This window comes from Pseudomonas sp. LBUM1656 (assembly GCF_059716065.1).
The window spans coordinates 543,104-564,926 of the sequence record NZ_CP166800.1 but is presented as its reverse complement, the minus strand read 5'-3'; the positions used below and the strand labels follow the sequence as shown (position 1 = coordinate 564,926).

Here is a 21,823-nt window from a genome sequence, read left to right as displayed (position 1 = left end):
GCATTCGGATATAACGCACTCACAGGATTTGCGAGGACTTCGTCCTCGAACGCAGCCTCGCAGGCTCGACAGCTGCTACAAGCCCCTGCAGAAACAACAAAGCCCGCTTCTCTGCGGGCTTTGTGTTGAATCAATCCAGGCTTAGAACCTGAACACTTCCATATCGGTGCGGATTGGCGAAGCCATCGGGATCTTCGGCTGTTTCTCTTGTTCTGCCGCCGGAGCCACAGGCTTGGCAGCCGGTTTTTTTGGCGCTTCGGCAATCGGTGGCTGGTTAGCCAGTGGCTTGAGCGCTACCGACAACTGCTCGGCTAGACGCTGCAGCAACACACCCTGTGCCTGAACCTGAGCCGCCGTGCCGCCTGCGTGCTGCTCCTGCAGGTGAATGATGCGGTTGTCGCGAACCTGGCCACGACGGTCGATCAGACGCCATTGCGCATCCAGGATCGCCGGTTGCGATTCGCCCGAGTCCAGTCGAGTGATCGTCATCAGCACCTGAACATCCGGCGTGAAGCCGGCGGTCGCAGGCGCCAGCACGACGCGCTGGCTGTCTAGATGACCCGCTACCTGACGCAGCAATAACTGATCGATGTCGGAAGACAAGCTGCCCGCCCAACGACCGTCAAGCGATGCCTGCAGGCTGCCATCGGGTTGTCGCTGCAACAGGGTTTCGCGCTGCAGGTAATCCGCAACCGTTACCGGGCCCAGCAAAACCGCCATGCCCGCGCTTTGCGCAGGCTGAGCCGGACTTCCGCTGTCCAGCTGATACAGCGACACCGGTTGGTGAACGCTGCAACCCGCCAGGCCAAGAACGCCGGCGAGCATCAAAATAAAAGGAAGGCGCAGAGCAGTCATCGTCCCATCCAGGTGGTTGCCACAAGGCTAACCACAGTGAAAATACTCAATAAATATGAAGAACGCTCGGCCACGCCGGCGCTTGAAAGGCCATATCATCCGTGAATATGCGTTCCGACTCCAGCGGCAAAGCGTCGATCTACGCGTTAAATCGTAGATCGAGCGCTCTAGGACGCTTAATTGAGGTTTTCGACGAGCAGCGCATCGACCCGCTGGAAGCCACGTGGCAGTTTGTTACCACGACGTCCACGCTCACCTTTGTAGTGTTCGAGGTCGTCCGCTTTCAGCGACAACGTACGTTTTCCGGCCTGAAGCACCAAGGTGGCGCCATCCGGCAGTACGGCGATGTCCGTGACATATTCTTCGCGACTGGCTACACGCTCACCGTTGATCCCGATGATCTTGTTGCCTTTGCCCTTACCTAATTGTGGCAGATCACTGATTTTGAAGATCAGCAGGCGACCTTCGGTGGTCACCGAGGCCAGCCAGTTGTTCTCGCGATCCGTTACCGGGCGCGGAAGAATGACCTTCGAGTTGTTCGGCAAGCTCAACAACGCCTTGCCGGCCTTGTTCTTGGCTTGCAGGTCTTCACCCTTGACCACGAAGCCGTAGCCGGCGTCGGAGGCGATCACGTACAGCGAATCGTCATCCGGCATCAGCACGCATTCGAAACTCGCTCCTGGCGGCGGCGTCAGACGGCCGGTCAACGGCTCGCCCTGGCCACGGGCCGATGGCAACGTGTGCGCGGCCACCGAATAGCTGCGACCGGTGGAGTCGATAAACACCGCAAACTGGTTGGAACGCCCCGGCGCCAAAGCCTTGAAACCATCCCCGGCCTTGTAGGAAAGCCCGGTAGCGTCGATCTCATGGCCCTTGGCAGAACGGACCCAGCCTTTTTCCGACAGCACAACGGTGACTTTCTCGTTCGGCAGCAGATCGTGCTCGGTCAGGGCCTTGGCTTCGGTGCGCTCAACGATGGGCGAACGGCGGTCGTCGCCATAGGTTTCGGCATCCTTGATCAGCTCGGTGCGCACCAGTTTTTTCAGCTTGGCTTCGCTGCTCAACAGAGCTTGCAGCTTGGCTTGTTCTTTGAGCAGTTCGTCCTGCTCGGCACGCAGCTTCATCTCTTCCAGTCGCGCCAACTGACGCAAACGGGTATCGAGGATGTAGTCGGCCTGGATTTCGCTGAGGGCGAAACGCTCGATCAGCGCGGCTTTCGGGTGTTCCTCGGTGCGGATGATGTGGATCACTTCATCCAGGTTGAGGTAGGCAATCAACAAACCGTCCAATAGGTGCAAGCGACGCTCGACCTTGTCGAGACGGAATTGCAGACGACGACGTACGGTCTGGACCCGGAACTCCAGCCACTCGACCAGCAGCGCACGCAGGTTTTTCAGCTGCGGCTTGCCGTCCAGGCCGATGATGTTGATGTTGACCCGGTAGCTCGACTCCAGCTCAGTGCTGGCGAACAGGTGCTGCATCAGTGCGTCGTGGTCAAAGTTTTTCCGCGCGCCCGGAATGATCACGATCCGGCACGGGTTCTCGTGGTCGGATTCGTCGCGCAGGTCAGCGATCTGCGGGGCCTTGGACGGTTTGGCCTGCATCATCGCGGCAATCTGTTCCAGCACCTTGGCACCGGAGACCTGATGCGGCAACGCGGTGACGATGATGTCGCCGTCTTCGATGTGGTACACGGCGCGCATGCGCACCGAGCCCTTGCCGGTTTCGTACATTTTCAGCAGATCGGTGCGGGGCGTGATGATTTCTGCTTCGGTCGGGTAATCCGGGCCCTGAATGTGTTCGCAGAGCTGCTCGACGGTGGCTTTTGGCTCATCGAGCAAACGCACGCAAGCCGTCGCGACTTCGCGCAGATTGTGCGGCGGAACGTCAGTGGCCATGCCCACGGCGATGCCCGTGGTGCCGTTGAGCAGGATGTTTGGCAAACGTGCCGGCAACACCAGCGGCTCGTCGAGCGTACCGTCGAAGTTCGGGCCCCAGTCCGCGGTGCCCTGGCCCAGTTCGCTGAGCAGCACTTCGGAATAACGCGACAGCCGCGCCTCGGTGTAACGCATGGCGGCGAAGGACTTGGGATCATCCGGCGCCCCCCAGTTACCTTGGCCGTCGACCAGCGTGTAGCGGTAGCTGAACGGCTGGGCCATCAGGACCATGGCTTCGTAGCAGGCCGAATCGCCGTGCGGGTGGAATTTACCGAGCACGTCACCGACGGTACGCGCCGATTTCTTGTGCTTGGAATCGGCGTCCAGCCCCAACTCGCTCATCGCATAGATGATGCGCCGCTGTACCGGTTTCAGGCCGTCGCCGATATGCGGCAAGGCACGGTCCATGATCACGTACATGGAGTAGTTGAGGTAGGCATTTTCGGTGAAGTCAGCCAGCGATCGGCGTTCTACGCCGTCTAAGCTGTCTGCAAGGATGTCGCTCATGCGGGCCTCATCGGTTCGTTGTCTGGCGCAGCAGCATGGTGCCACCGCGCTGAGTAAATTCAAGTTTGTTCAGCGCGCTCATACCGAGCAGCACTTGCTTGCCATCCAGGCCTGGCACGACGATGGCGCGCACATCACGCAGCACAATGTCGCCCAGTTGCAGCCGGTCGACGCGGGTTCGATAACCCTCGGTGCGACCGTTGGCGGTGCTCAGGGTCACCCCGAAGCCTTGTTCCAGTTTCAGCCGTTTGGCCATTTGGGCCGGGATCGCCACGTCGGTTGCCCCGGTATCGAGCATGAAATCCACCGGCTGGCCGTTGATCTGGCCGCTGGCGACGAAGTGCCCCTGGGTGTTACTGGCCAGTTTCACTTCGATAAACCCTTCGCCCTGCTCCGAGCTGACGACCACATTGGGATTTTGCTGCCGATCCTCCCACTGCCCGAAAAACCGCGTCGCCAGAAACAGCGCCGCGCACCAGGCCAGCACCATGAACACCCGGCCGGCGCGTTTCCCCGGCGTCTGCTGGCTCACGGCTTGGCACTCCAGCCACCTTCAGGCGCGGCGAAGCGCCAGACAACCGGACGAACCTCGCCATCGGCGCGGGCATCGTTGTTGTTGTCAGTGCCGACCCAGGCACCCTCGGCATCGACTATCAACGCTTCGGTCAGACCAAACGGATTTTGATAGCGGCGGTGTTCCTGCAAGGCTTCATCGGCAAACGACCAGCAACGCTCGACCTTGGCCGTCGCCGGGTCGCGGCGGCAGATCTGGTAAGCGTTGCGATCAAGGGTAAACAGCTTGCCGTTGAACAGCGATACATCGGCGAAGTCCCGAGTGACGGCTTTGGCCCGCGGAAATTGTGCCGGCTGCATTTCTTTCCCCGCCTCGCTCAGCAACACGCAGCCACCGTCGCAATCCCACACCGTCTGTTTGCGCTTGATCAGCAGCAAGCCACGGCTTTGACGCTCGGCGGCGAGCCACATTTGATCGCCTGCCGGATTGATCGCCAGGCCCTCGAACAGCGCATTGAATTGCAACAGCATGCCGCTGGCCCGCGCTTCGCGAACCAGCATCGGCGAGATCTTCAGCCAGGACGAAGGCCCAACGGGCGGCACTTGCAGGACTGCCGCATGGGACTCGCTGACGATGTAGCGATTACCGGCGCTGTCGCAGGTGATGCCTTCAAAATCCAGGTCGCCGCCTCGTACAAACGCCGCGACCCAGGCCCGCGAACGCAAACCCCAGGGCAAACCGCTGTCCGGCACCGGCGGAACGCCGATGCCCACGGTTTCGGCCTGCCAGACGGTGTCGCGGGTATCGAGGCGGTAGATCTGGTCATCATCGCGATCGGAGATCGTCCACAAATCCTTGCCACACTGGGCCAGCCCCGACAGGTTGCCGCCGCGCATACCGTCGACGGGATGCTCGGACAACAGGCGCAACTCCGGTGCCGGTTCGGCGAATGCCGAAACGGAAGTCAGGAGTAACGCACACGCCAGGGCAAAGCCAACCCGCATCAGCCAAGGACCTCGGCGAGGTTGCCTTTGGATTCGAGCCAGGATTTACGATCACCGGCGCGTTTCTTCGCCAGCAACATGTCCATCATTTCTGCGGTTGCGTCGTAATCTTCCAGCGTCAGCTGCACCAGACGCCGAGTGTTCGGGTCCATGGTGGTTTCGCGCAGCTGCGGCGGGTTCATTTCACCCAGACCTTTGAATCGGGTGACCTGCGGCTTGCCGCGTTTCTTCTCGGCCACCAGACGATCGAGAATGCCATCGCGCTCCGCATCGTCGAGGGCGTAGTAAATCTCTTTGCCCAGGTCGATGCGGTACAGCGGCGGCATCGCGACATAGACGTGACCGGCATCCACCAACGGGCGGAAATGCTGGACGAACAAGGCGCAAAGCAAAGTAGCGATGTGCAGACCGTCGGAGTCGGCGTCGGCGAGGATGCAGATCTTGCCGTAGCGCAGCTGGGCGATGTCCGCCGAGCCCGGATCGACACCGATGGCCACGGCGATGTTGTGCACTTCCTGGCTGGCCAGTACTTCGCCGCCGTCGACTTCCCACGTGTTCAGAATCTTGCCGCGCAATGGCAGGATCGCCTGGAACTCTTTGTCCCGCGCTTGTTTGGCCGAACCGCCAGCGGAATCACCTTCCACCAGGAACAGCTCGGAACGCATCGGGTCCTGCCCGGCGCAGTCGGCAAGCTTGCCCGGCAGTGCCGGCCCCGCGGTAATGCGCTTGCGCTCGACCTTCTTGCTGGCCTTGAGACGACGGCCGGCGTTGTTGATCGCTAGCTCCGCCAGCAGCATGCCGGTTTCCGGATGGGCGTTGAGCCACAGGCTGAACGCATCCTTGACCACACCGGATACGAAAGCCGCCGCTTCACGGGACGATAGACGTTCTTTGGTCTGGCCGGAAAATTGCGGCTCCTGCATCTTCATCGAAAGCACGAAAGCGATGCGCTCCCAGACGTCTTCCGGCGCCAGCTTCACACCGCGCGGCAGCAAGCTGCGGAATTCGCAGAACTCGCGCATCGCATCGAGCAAGCCCTGACGCAGACCGTTGACGTGCGTACCGCCCTGCGCCGTCGGGATCAGGTTGACATAGCTTTCCTGCACGCTATCGCCACCTTCCGGCAGCCACAGCAGCGCCCAGTCGACCGCTTCCTTGTTACCAGCCAGGCTGCCGCAGAACGGCTCGTCCGGCAGGCGCTCGAATTCGTTGACCGCGTCGACAAGGTAGGAGCGCAGGCCGTCTTCGTAATGCCACTCGACTTTCTCGCCGGTGGCCTTGTCTTCAAAACTGACCAGCAGCCCCGGGCACAGAACGGCCTTGGCCTTGAGCACGTGCTTGAGGCGGCTGATGGAGAATTTCGGCGAATCAAAGTATTTCGGGTCCGGCGCGAAGAACACGCTGGTGCCGGTGTTGCGCTTGCCGACGGTGCCGATCACTTCCAGATCGGTTTTCTTGTAACCGTCGGCGAAAGTCATCTGGTATTCGTTGCCGTCACGCTTCACGCGCACCCGGACTTCGGTCGACAAGGCGTTGACCACCGAAATACCCACCCCGTGCAGACCGCCGGAGAACTGGTAGTTCTTGTTGGAAAACTTGCCGCCCGCGTGAAGCTTGGTGAGGATCAGCTCGACCCCGGAAACGCCCTCTTCCGGGTGAATGTCCACCGGCATGCCACGGCCGTCATCGCTGACTTCCAGGGAGTGATCGGCGTGCAGGATGACCTGCACCGACGTCGCATGCCCGGCCAAGGCTTCGTCGACGCTGTTGTCGATGACTTCCTGGGCGAGGTGGTTCGGCCGACTGGTGTCGGTGTACATGCCGGGGCGTTTGCGCACCGGGTCGAGGCCCGAGAGGACTTCGATGGCGTCTGCGTTATAAGAGCTAGCGCTGGGAGTGGCCATGGGGTCTCGTCGTCCGCCTGTAAAAAGAGTGTTCAGTGAAAAAGAGGCGACGACTCACAGTGCTGTGAAATCGATCGCCTGATACAAATCTGCGCCGATGCCGGCAAAACTCAACATTGCCGGCAATTGCGCGGCAAAACCCTGGAAACTATGGTCGCCGCCGGCCTGGATACGCAAGGCACAAGCGCGGTAATACTGCTGGGCGAGGCGATAGTCCAGCGTTTCGTCGCCGGTCTGCAACCACACCTGATACCGCTGCGAATCCCGGGGCGCCGGCACTTCCAGCTCGGCCAGGGCCGTCACGTGGTCGTGGGTCAATTCCCAGGCCTCATCGGTATACAGGTTTTTCTGCGTCCCCAGATACCCGTCGAACATCCGGTGCGGACTGACGGCAGGGTTGATCAACAGGGCCTTGAGGCCATGGCGCTCGGCCAGGTGAGTCGCATAGTAGCCGCCGAGTGAGCTGCCGACCAGCAGTGGCCGCCCCAGCTCTTCAATCGCCTTGTTTAGCTGACCGATGGCTTCGCGCGGATGATGATGCAAGGCCGGAACGCGCAATTGATCGCTCAAACCCAGCCGTTCCATCACGTGCACCAGCTGCGTGGCCTTTTTCGATGAAGGCGCGCTGTTGAAACCGTGGATATAAAGGATCGAACCGGACATTTGAACTCCCTGTGCGTCGGGTAAAGAAGGCGGAGTTTACAGGGAGTCGGGTGGATCGGGGATATCCTCGGGATTACAGGCGCCTGAACTGACGCTTTCGCGAGCAGGCTCGCTCCTACAGGGGGATTTTGTACATCAGCAAGATATTGGTCGGCTGTCAGGCCGCCATCGCTGGCAGGCCAGCTCCCACAGTGGATTTTGTACATCAGCAAGATATTGGTCGGCTGTCAGGCCGCCATCGCAGGCAAGTCAGCTCCCACAGGGGAATTTTGTACATCCGCAAGATATTGGTCGGCTGTCAGGCCGCCATCGCAGGCAAGCCAGCGCCCACAGGGGAATTTTGTACATCCGCAAGATATTGGTCGGCTGTCAGGCCGCCTTCGCAGGCAAGCCAACTCCCACAGGGGAATTTTGTACATCCGTAAGATATTGGTCGGCTGTCAGGCCGCCATCGCTGGCAGGCCAGCTCCCACAGTGGAATTAAGTACATCAGCAAGATATTGGTCGGCTGTCAGGCCGCCATCGCTGGCAGGCCAGCTCCCACAGTGGATTTTGTACATCAGCAAGATATTGGTCGGCTGTCAGGCCGCCATCGCAAGTCAGCTCCCACAGGGGAATTTTGTACATCCGCAAGATATTGGTCGGCTGTCAGGCCGCCTTCGCAGGCAAGCCAACTCCCACAGGGGAATTTTGTACATCCGTAAGATATTGGTCGGCTGTCAGGCCGCCATCGCTGGCAGGCCAGCTCCCACAGTGGAATTAAGTACATCAGCAAGATATTGGTCGGCTGTCAGGCCGCCATCGCTGGCAGGCCAGCTCCCACAGTGGAATTGGGTACATCAGCAAGATGCTGGTCGGCTGTCAGGCCGCCATCGCAGGCAGGCCAGCTCCCACAGGGGGGTTGGTGTACCTCTGCAAGAAATTGGTCGGCTGTCAGGCCGCCATCGCAGGCAAGCCAGCTCCCACAAGGATTAGGCGTGCACTCGCTTCTCACCACTCAATAGGCCGAGCGTTAGCTCGCCTGCTTTTGATCTTGATCCACCCGCCCCTTCGGGAGGCTGAGTGGAGGTGTTCATCCGGGGAGTGGCGCGTAGCGCCGTTCGACGCAGTCGAACACGCTGCATGTAGGTGCAGCGAAGCCAACCGGAGGGCAGTGCCCCCGGATGGATACCGGAGCGAAGGTACGCCGAGCCTAGGCGAGGGGCCGGACGCTTGGGGCGAGACCTTTTGGTTCCTTTTGGGGCGTTTGCCAAAAGGGACTCGCCGTAAGGGCGAAACCCTAAGTGGCCGTTACCGCAGGAATGGATATGTACCCGATCAACCACAACATGGTCGGCCCACAGGCCGCCAAGTTCACAACCGTCAATAACCGTTGGAACCGTAATCAACCTGGAAGTCGAACCCGGTCACCCGCTCAACGCCAGTTTCAATCAGGCCATCCGGTAACAAGCGCAGCCAACGGTAACCGGGCGCCTGCTCCCCAACCTTGAAATCATCACTCCCCGGCTCAAACTGAATACAAGTCGAAGGCGAAGCAATCAACCGCACCCCATTGCGATCCCGATCAATCTCCTGATGCACATGCCCCCACAACACCGCACGCACCTGCGGAAAACGATCCAGCACCGCAAACAACGCCTCAGGATTACGCAACCCGATCGGCTCCATCCACGCACACCCAATCGACACCGGATGATGGTGAAAACACACCAAATGATGCCGCTCAGGCGCCTCACTCAGGGAACGCACGAGCAACTGCAACTGCTCATCCTGCAAAAAACCCGGCACCGACCCCGGCACCGCCGAATCCAGCAAAGTGACCCGCCAGTTACCAACATCCACCACCGGCTCCAGCAACGCACTTTGCACAGCCGCCTCGGCCATGATCCGCGGTTCATCGTGATTACCGGGAATCCAGCGCGCCGGCGCATCAAGCTGCCGGGTCAGGTCGCGAAACAGCTGATACGACTCCAGCGTCCCGTCCTGAGACAAATCACCGCTGGCAACGATCAGATCAATCTGCGGCTGCTGAAGGCGCACCAGCTCAATGACCTTTTGCAGGCTGTCCCGGGTATTCATGCCCAGCAACGTCCCGTCCGCTTCGGCAAACAGATGACTGTCGGACAGTTGCACCAGCAACGCCGAATCGGCGGTGGTCAAAGTGGATACGCTCGGCAAGGCGTTCTCCCAGGCTGAATCACGGGATCGGATAAGTGCCGCAATTATGCTGGGGGACGATCAAAAGAGGAAACCTGTGAACCTGACGCAGTTCACATCTATCGAACGACGGCGTACTCATGTCCGCAGGCCAGACAATGGCTCAGCCATTCACCCAGGAACATATTCAACTGGGCTTTTTCGTCCGGCTGATGCATCGAGGCATTCGGGTAAGGATAGATGCCGCGAAAGCGTCGCGCATGTTCGGCGCTGACCACTTCGGCCATGCATGCGTCGTGATAAACCTGCACTTCCAGTTGCGGCACCGGCAACCACGGCAGGCTATGTTCCTGGCGCACTTGCAGAGTCGTGGTGTACGGACAGACCTGCAGCACTTCGAGGGCCAGTACGCCGAGCATCTGGTCGCCGTGGGTCACGGCAATGCGCCGCGCCTCCGGTTCGTTGCGCATGTCCGGCAACAGTCGCATCAGGCGCGCGTAGTTAGCCTCGCAGGAGGCTTGCAAACCCACGAGGTCCACCCGATAGCGATCGCGCAACTTGTTTACGACCATAGCCCCCTCACTTCAGCGCGGTTCAAAGCTAACCATTGCAAGGCAATGATGCTGGCCGCGTTGGCAATTCGTCCGTCGCGTACGGCCTGCAGCGCATCTTCGAACGCCCAGACCGTGACGCGGATATCTTCTGCTTCTTCCTCCAGCCCATGCAGGCCGCCAACTCCGGTGCTGTCGCAACGCCCCAGGTACAAATGCACAAATTCGTTGCTGCCGCCCGGCGATGGAAAGTATTTGGTCATCGGCCAGAGCGCCCCGAACACAAGCCCAGCTTCCTCCTGCGCTTCGCGGTGAGCAACTTCTTCCGGTACTTCATCCTTGTCGATCAGACCGGCGACCAGCTCGATCAACCACGGGTTCTCGGTCTTGCCCATGGCGCCGACGCGAAACTGCTCGATCAGCACCACTTCATCGCGCTGCGGATCGTACGGCAGCACGCACACCGCGTCATGGCGAACAAACACTTCACGATTGATCTCGCGACTCATGCCACCGGCAAACAACTCGTGGCGCAAGTGCACACGATCGAGCTTGTAGAAGCCCTCGTAGCACTTTTCGCGCCGAACGATATCAACGGCGGTCGGAATGGCGTTGGCAAAATCAGTCATGACAATCCTCGTTTACTGCAAATCCGTGACGAGGTTCCTATTTGTTACTTGCAACCTCGACTTCGCGCCATCCTAACGCGCTCGCGCCGTTTGATGCAGCCCCTTTCCGTCAGCGAGATAGACGGTGAGGGCGAAACCAACTCTAATTAGCTTAGTGGCGAACTGACTGCTTCGTTGAGAGTCGAAGCGGATAACTTTTTGCCTTTCCCTGTTTTATGAAGGACGCCCATGTCGCTTTTTAAAATCGCCTCCGTGGCCGCAATCGCCCTGACCCTGGGTGCCTGCCAGAGCTTGTTCCAACCCAACTACCGGGCACCGCTGGAAACCACCCGCGATGCTACCGAAACACTGAAACCGGGTTGCACGACACCTGAATGCCCACTGGTGAATATCGATACGCTGCGCTTCCCGGACGAGCCTCAGCTGGACGGTATTATCGAAAAACGCCTGCTGCAAATGACCCGTACCTCGCCCGACGCCCCTGCGGCACCGACGCTGGCGGCCTATCGCGATGAGTTTTTGCGCACCGCCGGCCCACGCAGCAGCAGCTACCTGCAAGCCAAGGTACGTGAGCAGCATGACGGCTTGGTGATCGTCGAATTTTCCAGCTACCTGGACACCGGCGGCGCCCATGGCACGCCGGGCCGCAGCTTCATCAACTATTCGCGCCAGCAGCATAAAGTGCTGACCTTGTCCGACATGTTGGTGCCGGGACAGGAAGAGGCGTTCTGGAAAGCCGCGCAAGTGGCGCACAACAGCTGGCTGATCAGCACCAAGCTCGATCAGGAACCGGAGTTCCTGAAGGAATGGCATTTCCAGAAAACCCAGAACGTGGCGCTGACCTACGGCGGGGTGATCCTCAAGTACGAAACCAGCACCATCGCGCCTTACGCGCTGGGCCACGTCGAACTGAAGATCCCCTACCCGCGCCTGAACGGCATCATCAAGCCCGAGCTGTTTCCCGGCCGTAACTGAAGGCCCGGCCCAGCACTAGCTGGAGCAACCCCGCCACAATCAACGCCGGCAGGGTTGCGCCGATGTCCGGATACAGATTCGCCAGCAAGTGATAAGTGCTCACACCGCCCAACCAGGCGAGCAGCGCCGGCCAGCGCAATGCGGCTGACGCCACCTGAGCACTGCGTTTGCGCAGGATGAAGTGATCCACCAGCACCACGCCGAACAGCGGCGCAAACACCGAGCCGATCAACAGCAGAAAGTTCTGGTACTGGGCCAAGGGCGCCAGGCACGCGATCAGTGTGCAGATCACGCCAATCGCCAAGGCCAGATGCTCGACTTTCAAGCGCAACAGAATCCCGCTGGAAACTGCCGCCGAGTGAATGTCGGCGAAGGCATTTTCCGACTCGTCCAGCAGAATCAGCAGCAATGGAATCCCCAGGCCTGCACCGGCCAATGCCAACAGTAAGGCATTTACTTCACCGCTTGGCGCGAACGCCAGGGTGTACGCCACGCCAAGGCTCATCAGCCAGAAGTTACCGATAAAGAAACCAATGGCGGTACCGCCGAAGACGTTTTTTGCACGCTTGCCGAAACGTGAGTAGTCGGCAATCAGCGGCAGCCACGACAGCGGCATGGCGATGGCAATGTCGAAGCCCACAGCAAACGGCATCGAACCGTCACCGGCCTGCGCCCACAATGCGGCCAAATCGGCCTTGGCGAACAGGTTCCAGGTCAGCCAGATGCACGCGGCCAGCAGCAGCCAGATGCCCCATTTGCGCAGGATCTGACGGACGAATGTCAGCGGACCGCTGACGGCCAGCAAGGTCGCCAGAGCACCGAAGAACACGGTCCAGAGCAGCGTATTCGACAGCAGACTGCCTTCGCTGAACGCCCGCGCGCCGAGCAGGCTGGCCGCGTCGCGCATGACGATGATTTCGAACGAGCCCCAACCGATCAGCTGCAGCAGGTTCAGCACGGCAGGCAGGCTCGCGCCATGTTTGCCGAGGCTGAGTTTGAGCGCGGCCATCGACGACAGGCCGGTGTCGCTGCCGATCACGCCGACAGCGGCCAGCAGCAGAACGCCGACCAGCGTGCCGAGGAAAATCGCCAGCAACGAACCGGACAAGCCCAGACCTGGCGCGAGCAATGCGCCGGTCTGCAGCACCATCAGGCCGATGCCGAGGGAGAACCACAGGGAAAACAGATCGCGACCGCCGAAGACACGTTTGTCGGTCGGCACCGCAATGTCAGGGGAATAAGTGCTGGGTTGAATGCTCAAGGGTGTTATCTCAGAGGGACATTTGTTGTTGTGTAGATCGCTATCGCCAGCAGGCTGGCTCCCACAGGGGACATGTGAACGCCACAGATCCAGTGTGGGAGCCAGCCTGCTGGCGATGGGGCCTGTGCAGGCCCCACCCTTTCAGGTCAGATCAAACCTTCTTGTACAGCTGACTGCCTTCCTGCTTGAACCGCTCAGCCTGCTCCGCCAATCCCTGGGCGACTTCGGCGTCGACGGTTTCGATGCGCTGGTTGGCCGCGTATTCGCGAACTTCCTGGGTGATTTTCATCGAGCAGAATTTCGGCCCGCACATGGAGCAGAAGTGCGCGACCTTGGCCGAATCCTTCGGCAGGGTTTCATCGTGATACGAACGGGCGGTGTCCGGATCAAGGCCCAGGTTGAACTGGTCTTCCCAACGGAATTCGAAACGCGCCTTGCTCAAGGCATTGTCGCGAATCTGCGCGCCCGGATGCCCCTTGGCCAGATCGGCGGCATGCGCGGCGATCTTGTAGGTGATGATCCCGGTCTTCACGTCATCCTTGTTCGGTAGGCCCAAGTGTTCCTTCGGCGTCACGTAGCAAAGCATGGCGCACCCGAACCAGCCGATCATCGCCGCACCGATACCCGAGGTGATGTGGTCGTAGCCCGGCGCGATGTCCGTGGTCAGCGGGCCGAGGGTGTAGAACGGCGCCTCGTCACAGCATTCCAGCTGCTTGTCCATGTTCTCTTTGATCAACTGCATCGGCACGTGGCCCGGGCCTTCGATCATGCACTGCACGTCATGCTTCCACGCGATCTTGGTCAGCTCGCCGAGGGTTTCCAGTTCACCGAATTGTGCCGCGTCGTTGGCGTCGGCAATCGAGCCCGGACGCAGGCCATCGCCCAGCGAGAAGCTGACGTCGTAGGCCTTCATGATTTCGCAGATGTCTTCGAAATGGGTGTAGAGGAAGTTCTCTTTGTGGTGCGCCAGGCACCACTTGGCCATGATCGAACCGCCACGGGAAACGATACCGGTGACGCGCTTGGCGGTCAGCGGCACGTAGCGCAGCAGCACGCCGGCGTGGATGGTGAAGTAATCGACGCCCTGCTCGGCCTGCTCGATCAGCGTGTCGCGGAACAGCTCCCACGTCAGGTCTTCGGCCGCGCCGCCGACTTTTTCCAGCGCCTGATAAATCGGCACCGTACCGATCGGCACCGGCGAGTTACGGATGATCCACTCGCGGGTTTCGTGAATGTGCTTGCCGGTGGACAAGTCCATGACCGTGTCCGAACCCCAGCGAATGCCCCAGGTCAGTTTCGCCACTTCTTCTTCGATGGACGAACCCAGTGCGCTGTTGCCGATGTTGCCGTTGATCTTCACCAGGAAGTTACGGCCGATGATCATCGGTTCCAGTTCGGTGTGGTTGATGTTGGCCGGAATAATTGCGCGACCGCGGGCAATCTCGTCACGGACGAATTCGGGGGTGATGATTTTCGGCACGCTGGCGCCGAAGCTGTGACCGGCGTGTTGCTGGTCCAGCAGCCCGGCAGCGCGAGCCACTTCGAGCTTCATGTTTTCGCGGATGGCGACGTATTCCATCTCGGCGGTGATGATGCCTTTGCGGGCGTAGTGCATCTGGCTGACGTTGGCCCCGGCCTTGGCGCGGCGCGGGTTGTTCACGTGGGCGAAACGCAACTTGGTCAGCTCGGCGTCGGCGAGGCGTTCCTGGCCGAAGTTGGAACTCAGGCCGGGCAGACGTTCGGTGTCGCCACGGGATTCGATCCACGGCGAACGAACATCGGCCAGGCCTTTGCGTACATCGATGATGACGTTGGGGTCGGTGTACGGGCCCGAGGTGTCGTAGACAACAACTGGCGCGTTGATCTCGCCGCCGAAATCGGTCGGGGTCACATCGAGGCTGATTTCGCGCATTGGCACGAGGATGTCCGGGCGGGAACCCTGGACATAGATTTTTTGCGAGCGGGTAAACGGTTGAACCGACTGTTGATCGACTTGGGCCGAGTCACTCAGGTTCGTCGTATTTTTTAGTTTTATCGTCATCACGGGCTCTCCAAACACATCCAGGCAGTGGATTTTTGTCGGAGCGAACCTGTAATCGAATGGACGCACGGGCGCTGGGAAAACCAGCAGTGCTGTGCTCAGTGCACGAGGGGTGTTCGATTGTCGAACAACATCCCGGACGAAGCACAAGAGGACTCGCCGGGTGACGAGAAATCTTGTTCCCTACGCAGGCGCTAACCTGATCAGGTTCAACGGGATCCGAAATTATTCGATCTCAGCCTCATAGCAAGGCACCCCGACAAGAACCCGGCCAGTCTAGACACAACTGCCAAAGAACGCCAACACCGCGGTAAACACCATGATGAATGGCGCAATTACAGGATTGTTGCCATCGTTGCGCACAACTACACTCGCCAAGCCATGCTGCGCCTTGACGCTGTATGGGCCGCGCCGTAGCCTTGGCGCTCAAATTATCAGCGTAATTTTTAGGGATGGCCTCATGCTGCGCAAACTCTCACTGGCCCTTGCCGTGTCTTGTGCGTCCAATGGAATGGCCTGGGCAGCAGAAGCGCCCTTATCGACCAAGACCGATCTGGTCAGCGTCTACCAGGAAGCGGTGGACAACAACGCCGACCTGGCCGCCGCCCGCGCCCAATACGGAGCCCAGAAAGAAGTGGTGCCCCAGGCCCGCGCCGGTCTGCTGCCCAATCTCTCGGGTGGCGCTGAACTGGCCAACGTGCGCACCGCAATCGATCAGCCATCGGCCACCGCCAACCGTAACGCTCATTCCTATCAAGCGACGTTGGCTCAACCCTTGTTCCGTGCCGATCGCTGGTTCCAGTTCCAGGCCGCCAAAGACGTCAACGAGCAGGCTGCACTGCAACTTTCGGCTACCGAACAGGACCTGATTTTGCAAACCGCTGAAAGCTATTTCAACGTGTTGCGCTCTCAGGACACCCTGGCCTCGACCAAGGCTGAAGAAGCGGCGTTCAAGCGCCAACTCGACCAGTCCAACGAACGCTTCGATGTCGGCCTGTCGGACAAGACCGATGTGCTGCAATCGCAAGCCAGCTACGACACCGCACGTGCCAATCGCATCGTCGCGCAGCGCCAGGTGGATGATGCTTTCGAAGCCCTGATCACCCTGACCAACCGTCAGTACAATTCGATCTGGGGCATTTCCCATACTTTGCCGATCCTGCCGCCCGCACCGAACGACGCCAAGGCTTGGGTCGATACGGCCGCCAGACAGAACCTCAATCTGCTGGCCAGCAACTACGCCGTGAGCGCCGCCGAAGAAACCCTCAAGCAACGCAAGGCCGGCCATGCGCCGACCATCGATGCCGTGGCGAAGTACGAGAAAGGTGACAACGATGCGCTGGGGTTCAGCAACCCTAACGCTTTCGGCCAACCGTACAAAGGTAACGTCGAGCAGACGTCGGTTGGGCTGCAACTGAACATCCCGATCTACAGTGGCGGCCTGATCAACTCCCAGGTGCGCCAATCGTATGCACAACTGGACCAGTCCGAGCAGCAACGTGAATCCCTGCGCCGGCAAATCGTGGAAAGCACGCGCAACCTGCACCGTGCGGTGAACACCGACGTTGAGCAGGTGCAGGCGCGCAAGCAGTCGATCATCTCCAACCAGAGCGCGGTGGAAGCCACCGAAATCGGTTATCAGGTGGGGACGCGCAATATTGTCGACGTGCTGGATGCGCAGCGTCAGCTGTACACCTCGGTGCGCGACTACAACAACACTCGCTACGACTACATCCTCGACAATCTGCGTTTGAAGCAGGCCGCCGGCACGTTGAACCCGGGGGATTTGCAGGACCTGGCGCGCTGGCTCAAGCCTGACTACAACCCGGACAAGGACTTCCTGCCACCGGATCTGGCCAAGGCTGCGGCGGAACAGCTGAAGGCCAAGCCTACGCAATAAAAAGCAAAAGCTTCGCGAGCAAGCCCGCTCCCACATTTGATCTCTGTCGCGCACAAGTTTTGTGTTCACAGGAGATCAAATGTGGGAGCGGGCTTGCTCGCGAATGCAGACGACTCGATCTAACGATCGATCAACCGCCCCAACCCATCCAGCAGCCGCTGCAACGCGCCCTGATTGGTGCGCATCACTTTCAACCCTGCCTCCGCCATCCGCTGCGCATCCCGCGGCAATTCGAATAGCCGCTGCACCGCCAGCGCCAGTCCTTCTGCATCCTCCACTTCCTGCAACGCCCCGGCGCTGCGCAATTGCGCGGCGATTTCGAGGAAGTTGAACAGGTGCGGGCCGCTCAGCACCGGTTTGGCCAGCGCCGCCGGTTCCAGCAGGTTATGCCCGCCGTTCGGCACCAGACTGCCACCGACAAACGCGCTGTCTGCCAGGGCGTAAAGAAACAGCAACTCGCCCATGGTGTCGCCCAGCAGCACCGAAGTATTTGCCGTGACCGCCTCGCCGGAGGAACGACGCACCGTGGCGCCCCCCTGCTGCTGGCACAACTCATACACCGAGTTGAAACGCTCCGGATGACGCGGCACCAGAATCAACAACGTATCGGGATGATTGGCGAGCAACTGACGATGGGCCGCCAGCACCACTTCGTCTTCACCTTCGTGAGTGCTCGCGGCGATCCACACCGGACGTTCCTGCGCCTGCCATTGCGCACGCAATTCGGTGGCGCGCTGAAGCAATGCAGGGTCGATCGTCAGGTCAAACTTGATCGAGCCGGTCACTTCCACGGTGTCCGCACGCGCACCCAAGTCACGGAAGCGCTGCGCCTCGGCTTCGGTCTGCACCGCGAACAGGCTCATCTCGGCGAGCATCGGCCCGGTGAGTTTGCTGAAGCGGCCGTAGCCCTTGGCCGAACGCTCGGACAATCGCGCATTGGCCAACGCCACCGGAATCCCGCGCCTGGCGCACTGATGGATGTGGTTCGGCCAGAGCTCGGTCTCCATGATCACCGCCAGTTTCGGCTGGACCCGATCAAGGAACCTCGCCGCCGCGCACGGCAAGTCGTAAGGCAGATAGCAGTGCTGGATGCGCGGCTCGTTGGCAAACAGTGCGTGGATGCGCTCCGAACCGGTCGGGGTCATGCAGGTCACGGTAATCGGCAGCTGTGGATAACGTTGCAGCAAGGCGTGAATCATCGGTGCCGCGGCAATGCTTTCGCCCACGGACACCGCGTGCACCCAAATGCCGCCCGGCTTCATCGCCGGCAGACCGAGGGAGAAGCGCTCGCCAATGCGCTTGGCATACGCTGGCGCCTTGCGCGAACGCAGCCACAGCCGAATCGCTACCAATGGCAGCCCCAGGTAAAACAGCGCGGTGTAGAGAGTTCTATTCATGGCGGCGGAGTTTATCGGTTTTTTCGCCGATCGCCTGCAAATGCACGGCAAAACGTTCCGCCAGCCAACGAGCCGCCGGGCCTAGGGGCTCGTCGCGACGCCAGACCAGTTCCACGACCAGCGCCGGCGGGGTCCATTCGCTGTCCAGTTCGATCATCAGATCCTGATACGCAGGGTATTGCACCACGTGGCGCGGCAGCCAGGCCCAGCCGAGGCCGCGCACCAGCCATTCAGCCATCACGTAGAAACTGTCGGCCCGCCAGACCTGCGGGCTGGCCGGCTCGCTGCCGGGGTAGACGCTGGACTGCGTCGACATCAGCAACTGGCGATGCTGCGCCAGTTGCTGACAATCAACCTGCGTCTGTTTCGCCAACGGATGACCGACGCCGCACACGGTGACCATCTCGACGCTGCCGAGCACTCGACGCTCAAGTGCTTCGGGAATCTGGTCGTGATAAAACAGCAGCCCCAGATCGGCCCGACGCTCGACCAGTTTGCGCGCCACATCACCTTGAGCGGCGCTGGTCAGCTGCACTTCAAGGCTGGGGAATTTCTCCGCCAGAGCCTCGAAGCTTTCGATGATGGGCTGATAGGGCATCGCCTCATCCTGAGCCACGCGCAGACGCGCTTCCTGTCCGCGCATCATCGCCAGCGCCCGACCGTTCAGGCGTTCGCACTGGCGCAAGACTTCGCGCGCCTCCTCCAGCAAGGCATTGCCGGCCTCGGTGAGTTTCGGCTGACGACCGCTGCTGCGATCGAACAGGCTGACACCGAGGTCTTCTTCCAGAAGAGCAATCGAACTGCTGACCGCCGACTGCGCCTTGCGCTGATCCCGCGCCACAGCGGAAAACGAACGCTGCTCCGCTACGCTGACAAACAAGCGCAGCTGTTCCAGATTCCATTGCGTGTTCATGAGACAACCCATCTTCAGAACAGATAGGTAATGACTTTACCGCATCTGGAGAATCTCTAAAATGCCGATCTCAGAGAGCAACACTTCACATGAGGACGCACCTATGACCGCTTATTACTACCTGGCCATTGCCATCTGCGCCGAAGTGATCGCGACCGTTTCGATGAAAGCCGTCAAAGGCTTCAGCACCCCGCTGCCGCTGATTCTGGTGATTGTCGGTTACGGGATTGCCTTCTGGATGCTGACCCTGGTGGTGCGCAGCGTACCGGTGGGCGTGGCCTACGCAGTGTGGGCCGGCATGGGGATCGTGATGGTCAGCGTCGCGGCGCTGTTTATCTACGGGCAGAAACTGGACGTGCCTGCGATGTTGGGGATGGCGCTCATTGTTTTGGGCGTTGTAGTGATTCAGTTGTTCTCGAAAACCGCCGGACACTGAAGCACGCTTTTTTTGTAGCAGCTGCCGAAGGCTGCGTCCGGCTGCGAAGCAGTCGTAAACCTGACGACGCGATCTCGCAGGTAGATCGATGGCGAGGACTTCGTCCTCGAACGCAGCCTTCGGCAGCTGCTACAAAGCGCTCGGCATGAGTCTGTATACTGCGCCCTCGTCTTGAACACTGAGGTCGCTGCATGCCATCCGTTATTTCCACCGACGTTCTGATTGTCGGCGCTGGTGTCGCCGGCCTCTGGCTGAATGCGCGCCTGCGCCGCCAGGGTTTTTCGACCGTGCTGGTGGAAAGCGCCAGCCTCGGCGGCGGGCAGAGTGTGAAGTCCCAGGGCATCATCCATGGCGGCGCCAAGTACGCGTTGCACGGCGCCCTGACGGGTGCCTCGGAAGCCATCGCCGACATGCCGCGCCGCTGGCGTGAAGCCTTGGCCGGCGACGGCGAACTGGATCTGTCCGGCGTGCGCCTGTTGTCCGAAGCGCATTACCTCTGGTCCCCCGGCACCCTCGCCGGCAACCTCACCAGTTTCTTCGCCAGCAAAGCGGTGCGCGGCCGTGTCGATCAGGTCAAGGGCGACCAACTGCCGCCGGCCCTGCAAGACAAGCGCTTCAAGGGCAAGGTTTACCGATTGGCAGAATTGGTGATCGACGTGCCGAGCCTGATTCAGCGCCTGGCCGATCTGGCCGGTGATGGCCTGCTCGCCGGCCAGAAGATCGAGCCCTTGCTGGAAGGTGGCGTCCTGGTGGGCCTGAAAGTCGACGAGCGCGAGATCCGCGCCCAGCGCATCGTGCTCAGCGCCGGTGCCGGCACAGCAGCGCTGCTCGAAGCCCTGGGACTGAGCCAGCCGGCCATGCAGCGACGGCCGTTGCACATGATCATCGCCAAAGGCCCAAGCCTCAAACCGCTGTACGCCCACTGCCTGGGCGGTGGTACCAAACCGCGACTGACCGTGACGACCCATCCGGCCGCCGATGGCCAATGGGTCTGGTACATGGGCGGCGACATCGCCGAAGCCGAAGGGGTTGCCCGCGAACCCGCCGAGCAGATCGCCACCGCGCAGAAAGAGCTCGGCCAGTTGCTGCCATGGATCGACCTGAGCACCGCGCAATGGGCGACCTTGCGCGTGGATCGCGCCGAACCGCTGCAATCGGGGCTGACTCGTCCTGACAATGCATTCCTTGCCGAAGAAGGCCGGCTGCTGGTTGGCTGGCCAACCAAACTGGCGCTGGCGCCGGACTTCGCCGACCGAGTCATCACGTCCTTGCAGCGCGACGGCATCCAGCCAAGCCATCCGGCGCCGTTGCCCGAGCTGCCAAAACCACCGATTTGCGTACCAGCCTGGGAGCAACTGCTGCCATGAGCGTAAAGACCCTGCACGACCTGCATCGCCCCCTGGGCAGCACTGGCCTGTTGGTTTCGCCCTTGGGCCTGGGCACGGTAAAACTGGGCCGCGACCAAGGCGTGAAGTACCCCAACGGCTTCCAGATTCCCGGCGATGACGAAGCGCGCATGCTGCTCAAACTCGCACGCGACATGGGCATCAACCTGATCGACACCGCCCCGGCCTATGGCCGTAGCGAAGAGCGCCTCGGCCCATTGCTGCGAGGGCAGCGTCAGGCGTGGGTGATCGTCAGCAAGGTCGGCGAAGAATTTGCCGACGGCCAGTCGAGCCACGACTTCAGCGCCGCCCACACTCGCCGTTCAGTGGAGCGCAGCCTGCAACGCCTGGAAACGGATGTTATCGACCTGGTGCTGGTGCACTCCGACGGCAACGATCTGGCGATCCTCAATGACAGCGAGGTCTACGCGACCCTCGCCGCGCTCAAGGCCGAAGGCAAGATTCGCGGCTTCGGTTTTTCCGGGAAAACTGTCGAAGGGGGTTTGAAGGCTCTGGAACAAGGTGATTGCGCCATGGTCACCTACAATCTGAACGAACAGAGCGAGAAGCCAGTCATTGACTATGCTGCTGCTCACGGTAAAGCCATTCTGGTCAAGAAAGCCCTCGCCAGCGGTCACGTCTGCCTGAGTCCGGGCGTGGACCCGGTGCGCGCCAGCTTTGAGTTGTTGTTTGAGCACCCGGGTGTTGCCAGTGCTATTGTCGGGACCATCAATCCGCTGCACCTCGCCCACAACGTCGCGACCGTTGCCCAGGTCCTACGTAGAAACTGATGC

General features: G+C 60.6%; 18 protein-coding genes and 1 riboswitch. Of the genes, 5 read left to right on the top strand and 13 right to left on the bottom strand.

The features are described from left to right. Positions 1–141: 141 nt before the first annotated feature. The 9 genes from ACA072_RS02505 to ACA072_RS02465 form a co-directional block, all read right to left on the bottom strand. Positions 142–855 carry a PqiC family protein gene (locus tag ACA072_RS02505; RefSeq protein ID WP_461956876.1) on the bottom strand — a complete coding sequence of 238 codons (714 nt, stop codon included), beginning with the start codon at positions 853–855 and terminating at the stop codon, positions 142–144. 176 nt (positions 856–1,031) lie between these two features. Further along, complete coding sequence (parC, locus tag ACA072_RS02500; protein WP_497622897.1) at positions 1,032–3,299, bottom strand: DNA topoisomerase IV subunit A; 2,268 nt, start codon at positions 3,297–3,299, stop codon at positions 1,032–1,034. Between the two features lie 7 nt (positions 3,300–3,306). Further along, on the bottom strand, positions 3,307–3,831 hold the full coding sequence (locus ACA072_RS02495; protein WP_497622895.1) for a retropepsin-like aspartic protease family protein: 525 nt from the start codon (positions 3,829–3,831) through the stop codon (positions 3,307–3,309). Next, positions 3,828–4,817 (bottom strand): esterase-like activity of phytase family protein, encoded by a 990-nt coding sequence (locus ACA072_RS02490; protein ID WP_497622893.1) that lies wholly within the window; start codon positions 4,815–4,817, stop codon positions 3,828–3,830. The genes ACA072_RS02495 and ACA072_RS02490 overlap by 4 nt, the downstream gene beginning before the upstream one ends. Continuing rightward, complete coding sequence (gene parE / locus ACA072_RS02485) at positions 4,817–6,721, bottom strand: DNA topoisomerase IV subunit B (RefSeq protein ID WP_497622891.1); 1,905 nt, start codon at positions 6,719–6,721, stop codon at positions 4,817–4,819. The genes ACA072_RS02490 and parE overlap by 1 nt, the downstream gene beginning before the upstream one ends. Positions 6,722–6,775: 54 nt before the next feature. After that, on the bottom strand, positions 6,776–7,384 hold the full coding sequence (locus tag ACA072_RS02480; RefSeq protein ID WP_497622890.1) for a YqiA/YcfP family alpha/beta fold hydrolase: 609 nt from the start codon (positions 7,382–7,384) through the stop codon (positions 6,776–6,778). A gap of 1,362 nt (positions 7,385–8,746) precedes the next feature. Beyond that, the gene (cpdA, locus tag ACA072_RS02475) at positions 8,747–9,562 is read right to left on the bottom strand and encodes a 3',5'-cyclic-AMP phosphodiesterase (RefSeq protein ID WP_497622889.1); all 816 of its coding nucleotides are present in this window, start codon (positions 9,560–9,562) and stop codon (positions 8,747–8,749) included. A 98-nt stretch (positions 9,563–9,660) separates the two neighbouring features. Then, the gene (locus ACA072_RS02470) at positions 9,661–10,113 is read right to left on the bottom strand and encodes a DUF1249 domain-containing protein (RefSeq protein WP_008153350.1); all 453 of its coding nucleotides are present in this window, start codon (positions 10,111–10,113) and stop codon (positions 9,661–9,663) included. After that, positions 10,104–10,721 (bottom strand): NUDIX domain-containing protein, encoded by a 618-nt coding sequence (locus tag ACA072_RS02465; protein ID WP_497622888.1) that lies wholly within the window; start codon positions 10,719–10,721, stop codon positions 10,104–10,106. Before ACA072_RS02465 ends, ACA072_RS02470 begins: the two co-directional genes overlap by 10 nt. A gap of 228 nt (positions 10,722–10,949) precedes the next feature. Between ACA072_RS02465 and ACA072_RS02460 the strand changes: the two genes are divergently transcribed. Further along, the gene (locus ACA072_RS02460; protein ID WP_497622886.1) at positions 10,950–11,696 is read left to right on the top strand and encodes an RsiV family protein; all 747 of its coding nucleotides are present in this window, start codon (positions 10,950–10,952) and stop codon (positions 11,694–11,696) included. On the opposite strand, the gene cytX is transcribed toward ACA072_RS02460, so the two are convergent. Together cytX and thiC are read right to left on the bottom strand one after the other, a co-directional pair. Further along, positions 11,665–12,957, bottom strand: a complete 1,293-nt coding sequence (gene cytX / locus ACA072_RS02455; RefSeq protein WP_497622884.1) for a putative hydroxymethylpyrimidine transporter CytX — start codon at positions 12,955–12,957, stop codon at positions 11,665–11,667. The two genes, ACA072_RS02460 and cytX, sit on opposite strands and share 32 nt — an antisense overlap. A 151-nt stretch (positions 12,958–13,108) precedes the next feature. Further along, positions 13,109–14,998: a phosphomethylpyrimidine synthase ThiC gene (gene thiC, locus ACA072_RS02450; protein WP_416740561.1), complete on the bottom strand. Its 1,890-nt coding sequence runs from the start codon at positions 14,996–14,998 to the stop codon at positions 13,109–13,111. A 163-nt stretch (positions 14,999–15,161) separates the two neighbouring features. Continuing rightward, positions 15,162–15,267, bottom strand: a riboswitch (TPP riboswitch). Positions 15,268–15,458: 191 nt separating this feature from the next. Here thiC and ACA072_RS02445 point away from each other — a divergent pair. Beyond that, positions 15,459–16,898, top strand: coding sequence for a TolC family outer membrane protein (locus tag ACA072_RS02445; protein WP_497622881.1), 1,440 nt, complete (start codon positions 15,459–15,461; stop codon positions 16,896–16,898). A 119-nt stretch (positions 16,899–17,017) separates the two neighbouring features. Here ACA072_RS02445 and waaA read toward each other — a convergent pair whose 3' ends face one another. Together waaA and ACA072_RS02435 are read right to left on the bottom strand one after the other, a co-directional pair. Next, positions 17,018–18,295, bottom strand: coding sequence for a lipid IV(A) 3-deoxy-D-manno-octulosonic acid transferase (gene waaA / locus ACA072_RS02440; protein ID WP_497622879.1), 1,278 nt, complete (start codon positions 18,293–18,295; stop codon positions 17,018–17,020). Continuing rightward, positions 18,288–19,208: a LysR family transcriptional regulator gene (locus ACA072_RS02435; RefSeq protein ID WP_497622878.1), complete on the bottom strand. Its 921-nt coding sequence runs from the start codon at positions 19,206–19,208 to the stop codon at positions 18,288–18,290. Before ACA072_RS02435 ends, waaA begins: the two co-directional genes overlap by 8 nt. Before the next feature lie 103 nt (positions 19,209–19,311). On the opposite strand from ACA072_RS02435, the gene ACA072_RS02430 reads away from it, so the two are divergent. From ACA072_RS02430 to ACA072_RS02420, 3 genes are all read left to right on the top strand, one after another. Further along, a complete protein-coding gene (locus tag ACA072_RS02430) occupies positions 19,312–19,644 on the top strand; it encodes a DMT family transporter (protein ID WP_008027887.1) in 333 nt (110 codons plus the stop codon). Between the two features lie 191 nt (positions 19,645–19,835). Beyond that, entirely contained in the window at positions 19,836–21,011 is a 1,176-nt protein-coding gene (locus ACA072_RS02425) for an NAD(P)/FAD-dependent oxidoreductase (RefSeq protein WP_497622877.1), read from the top strand. Further along, positions 21,008–21,820: an aldo/keto reductase gene (locus ACA072_RS02420; protein WP_497622875.1), complete on the top strand. Its 813-nt coding sequence runs from the start codon at positions 21,008–21,010 to the stop codon at positions 21,818–21,820. Before ACA072_RS02425 ends, ACA072_RS02420 begins: the two co-directional genes overlap by 4 nt. Positions 21,821–21,823: the final 3 nt, after the last annotated feature.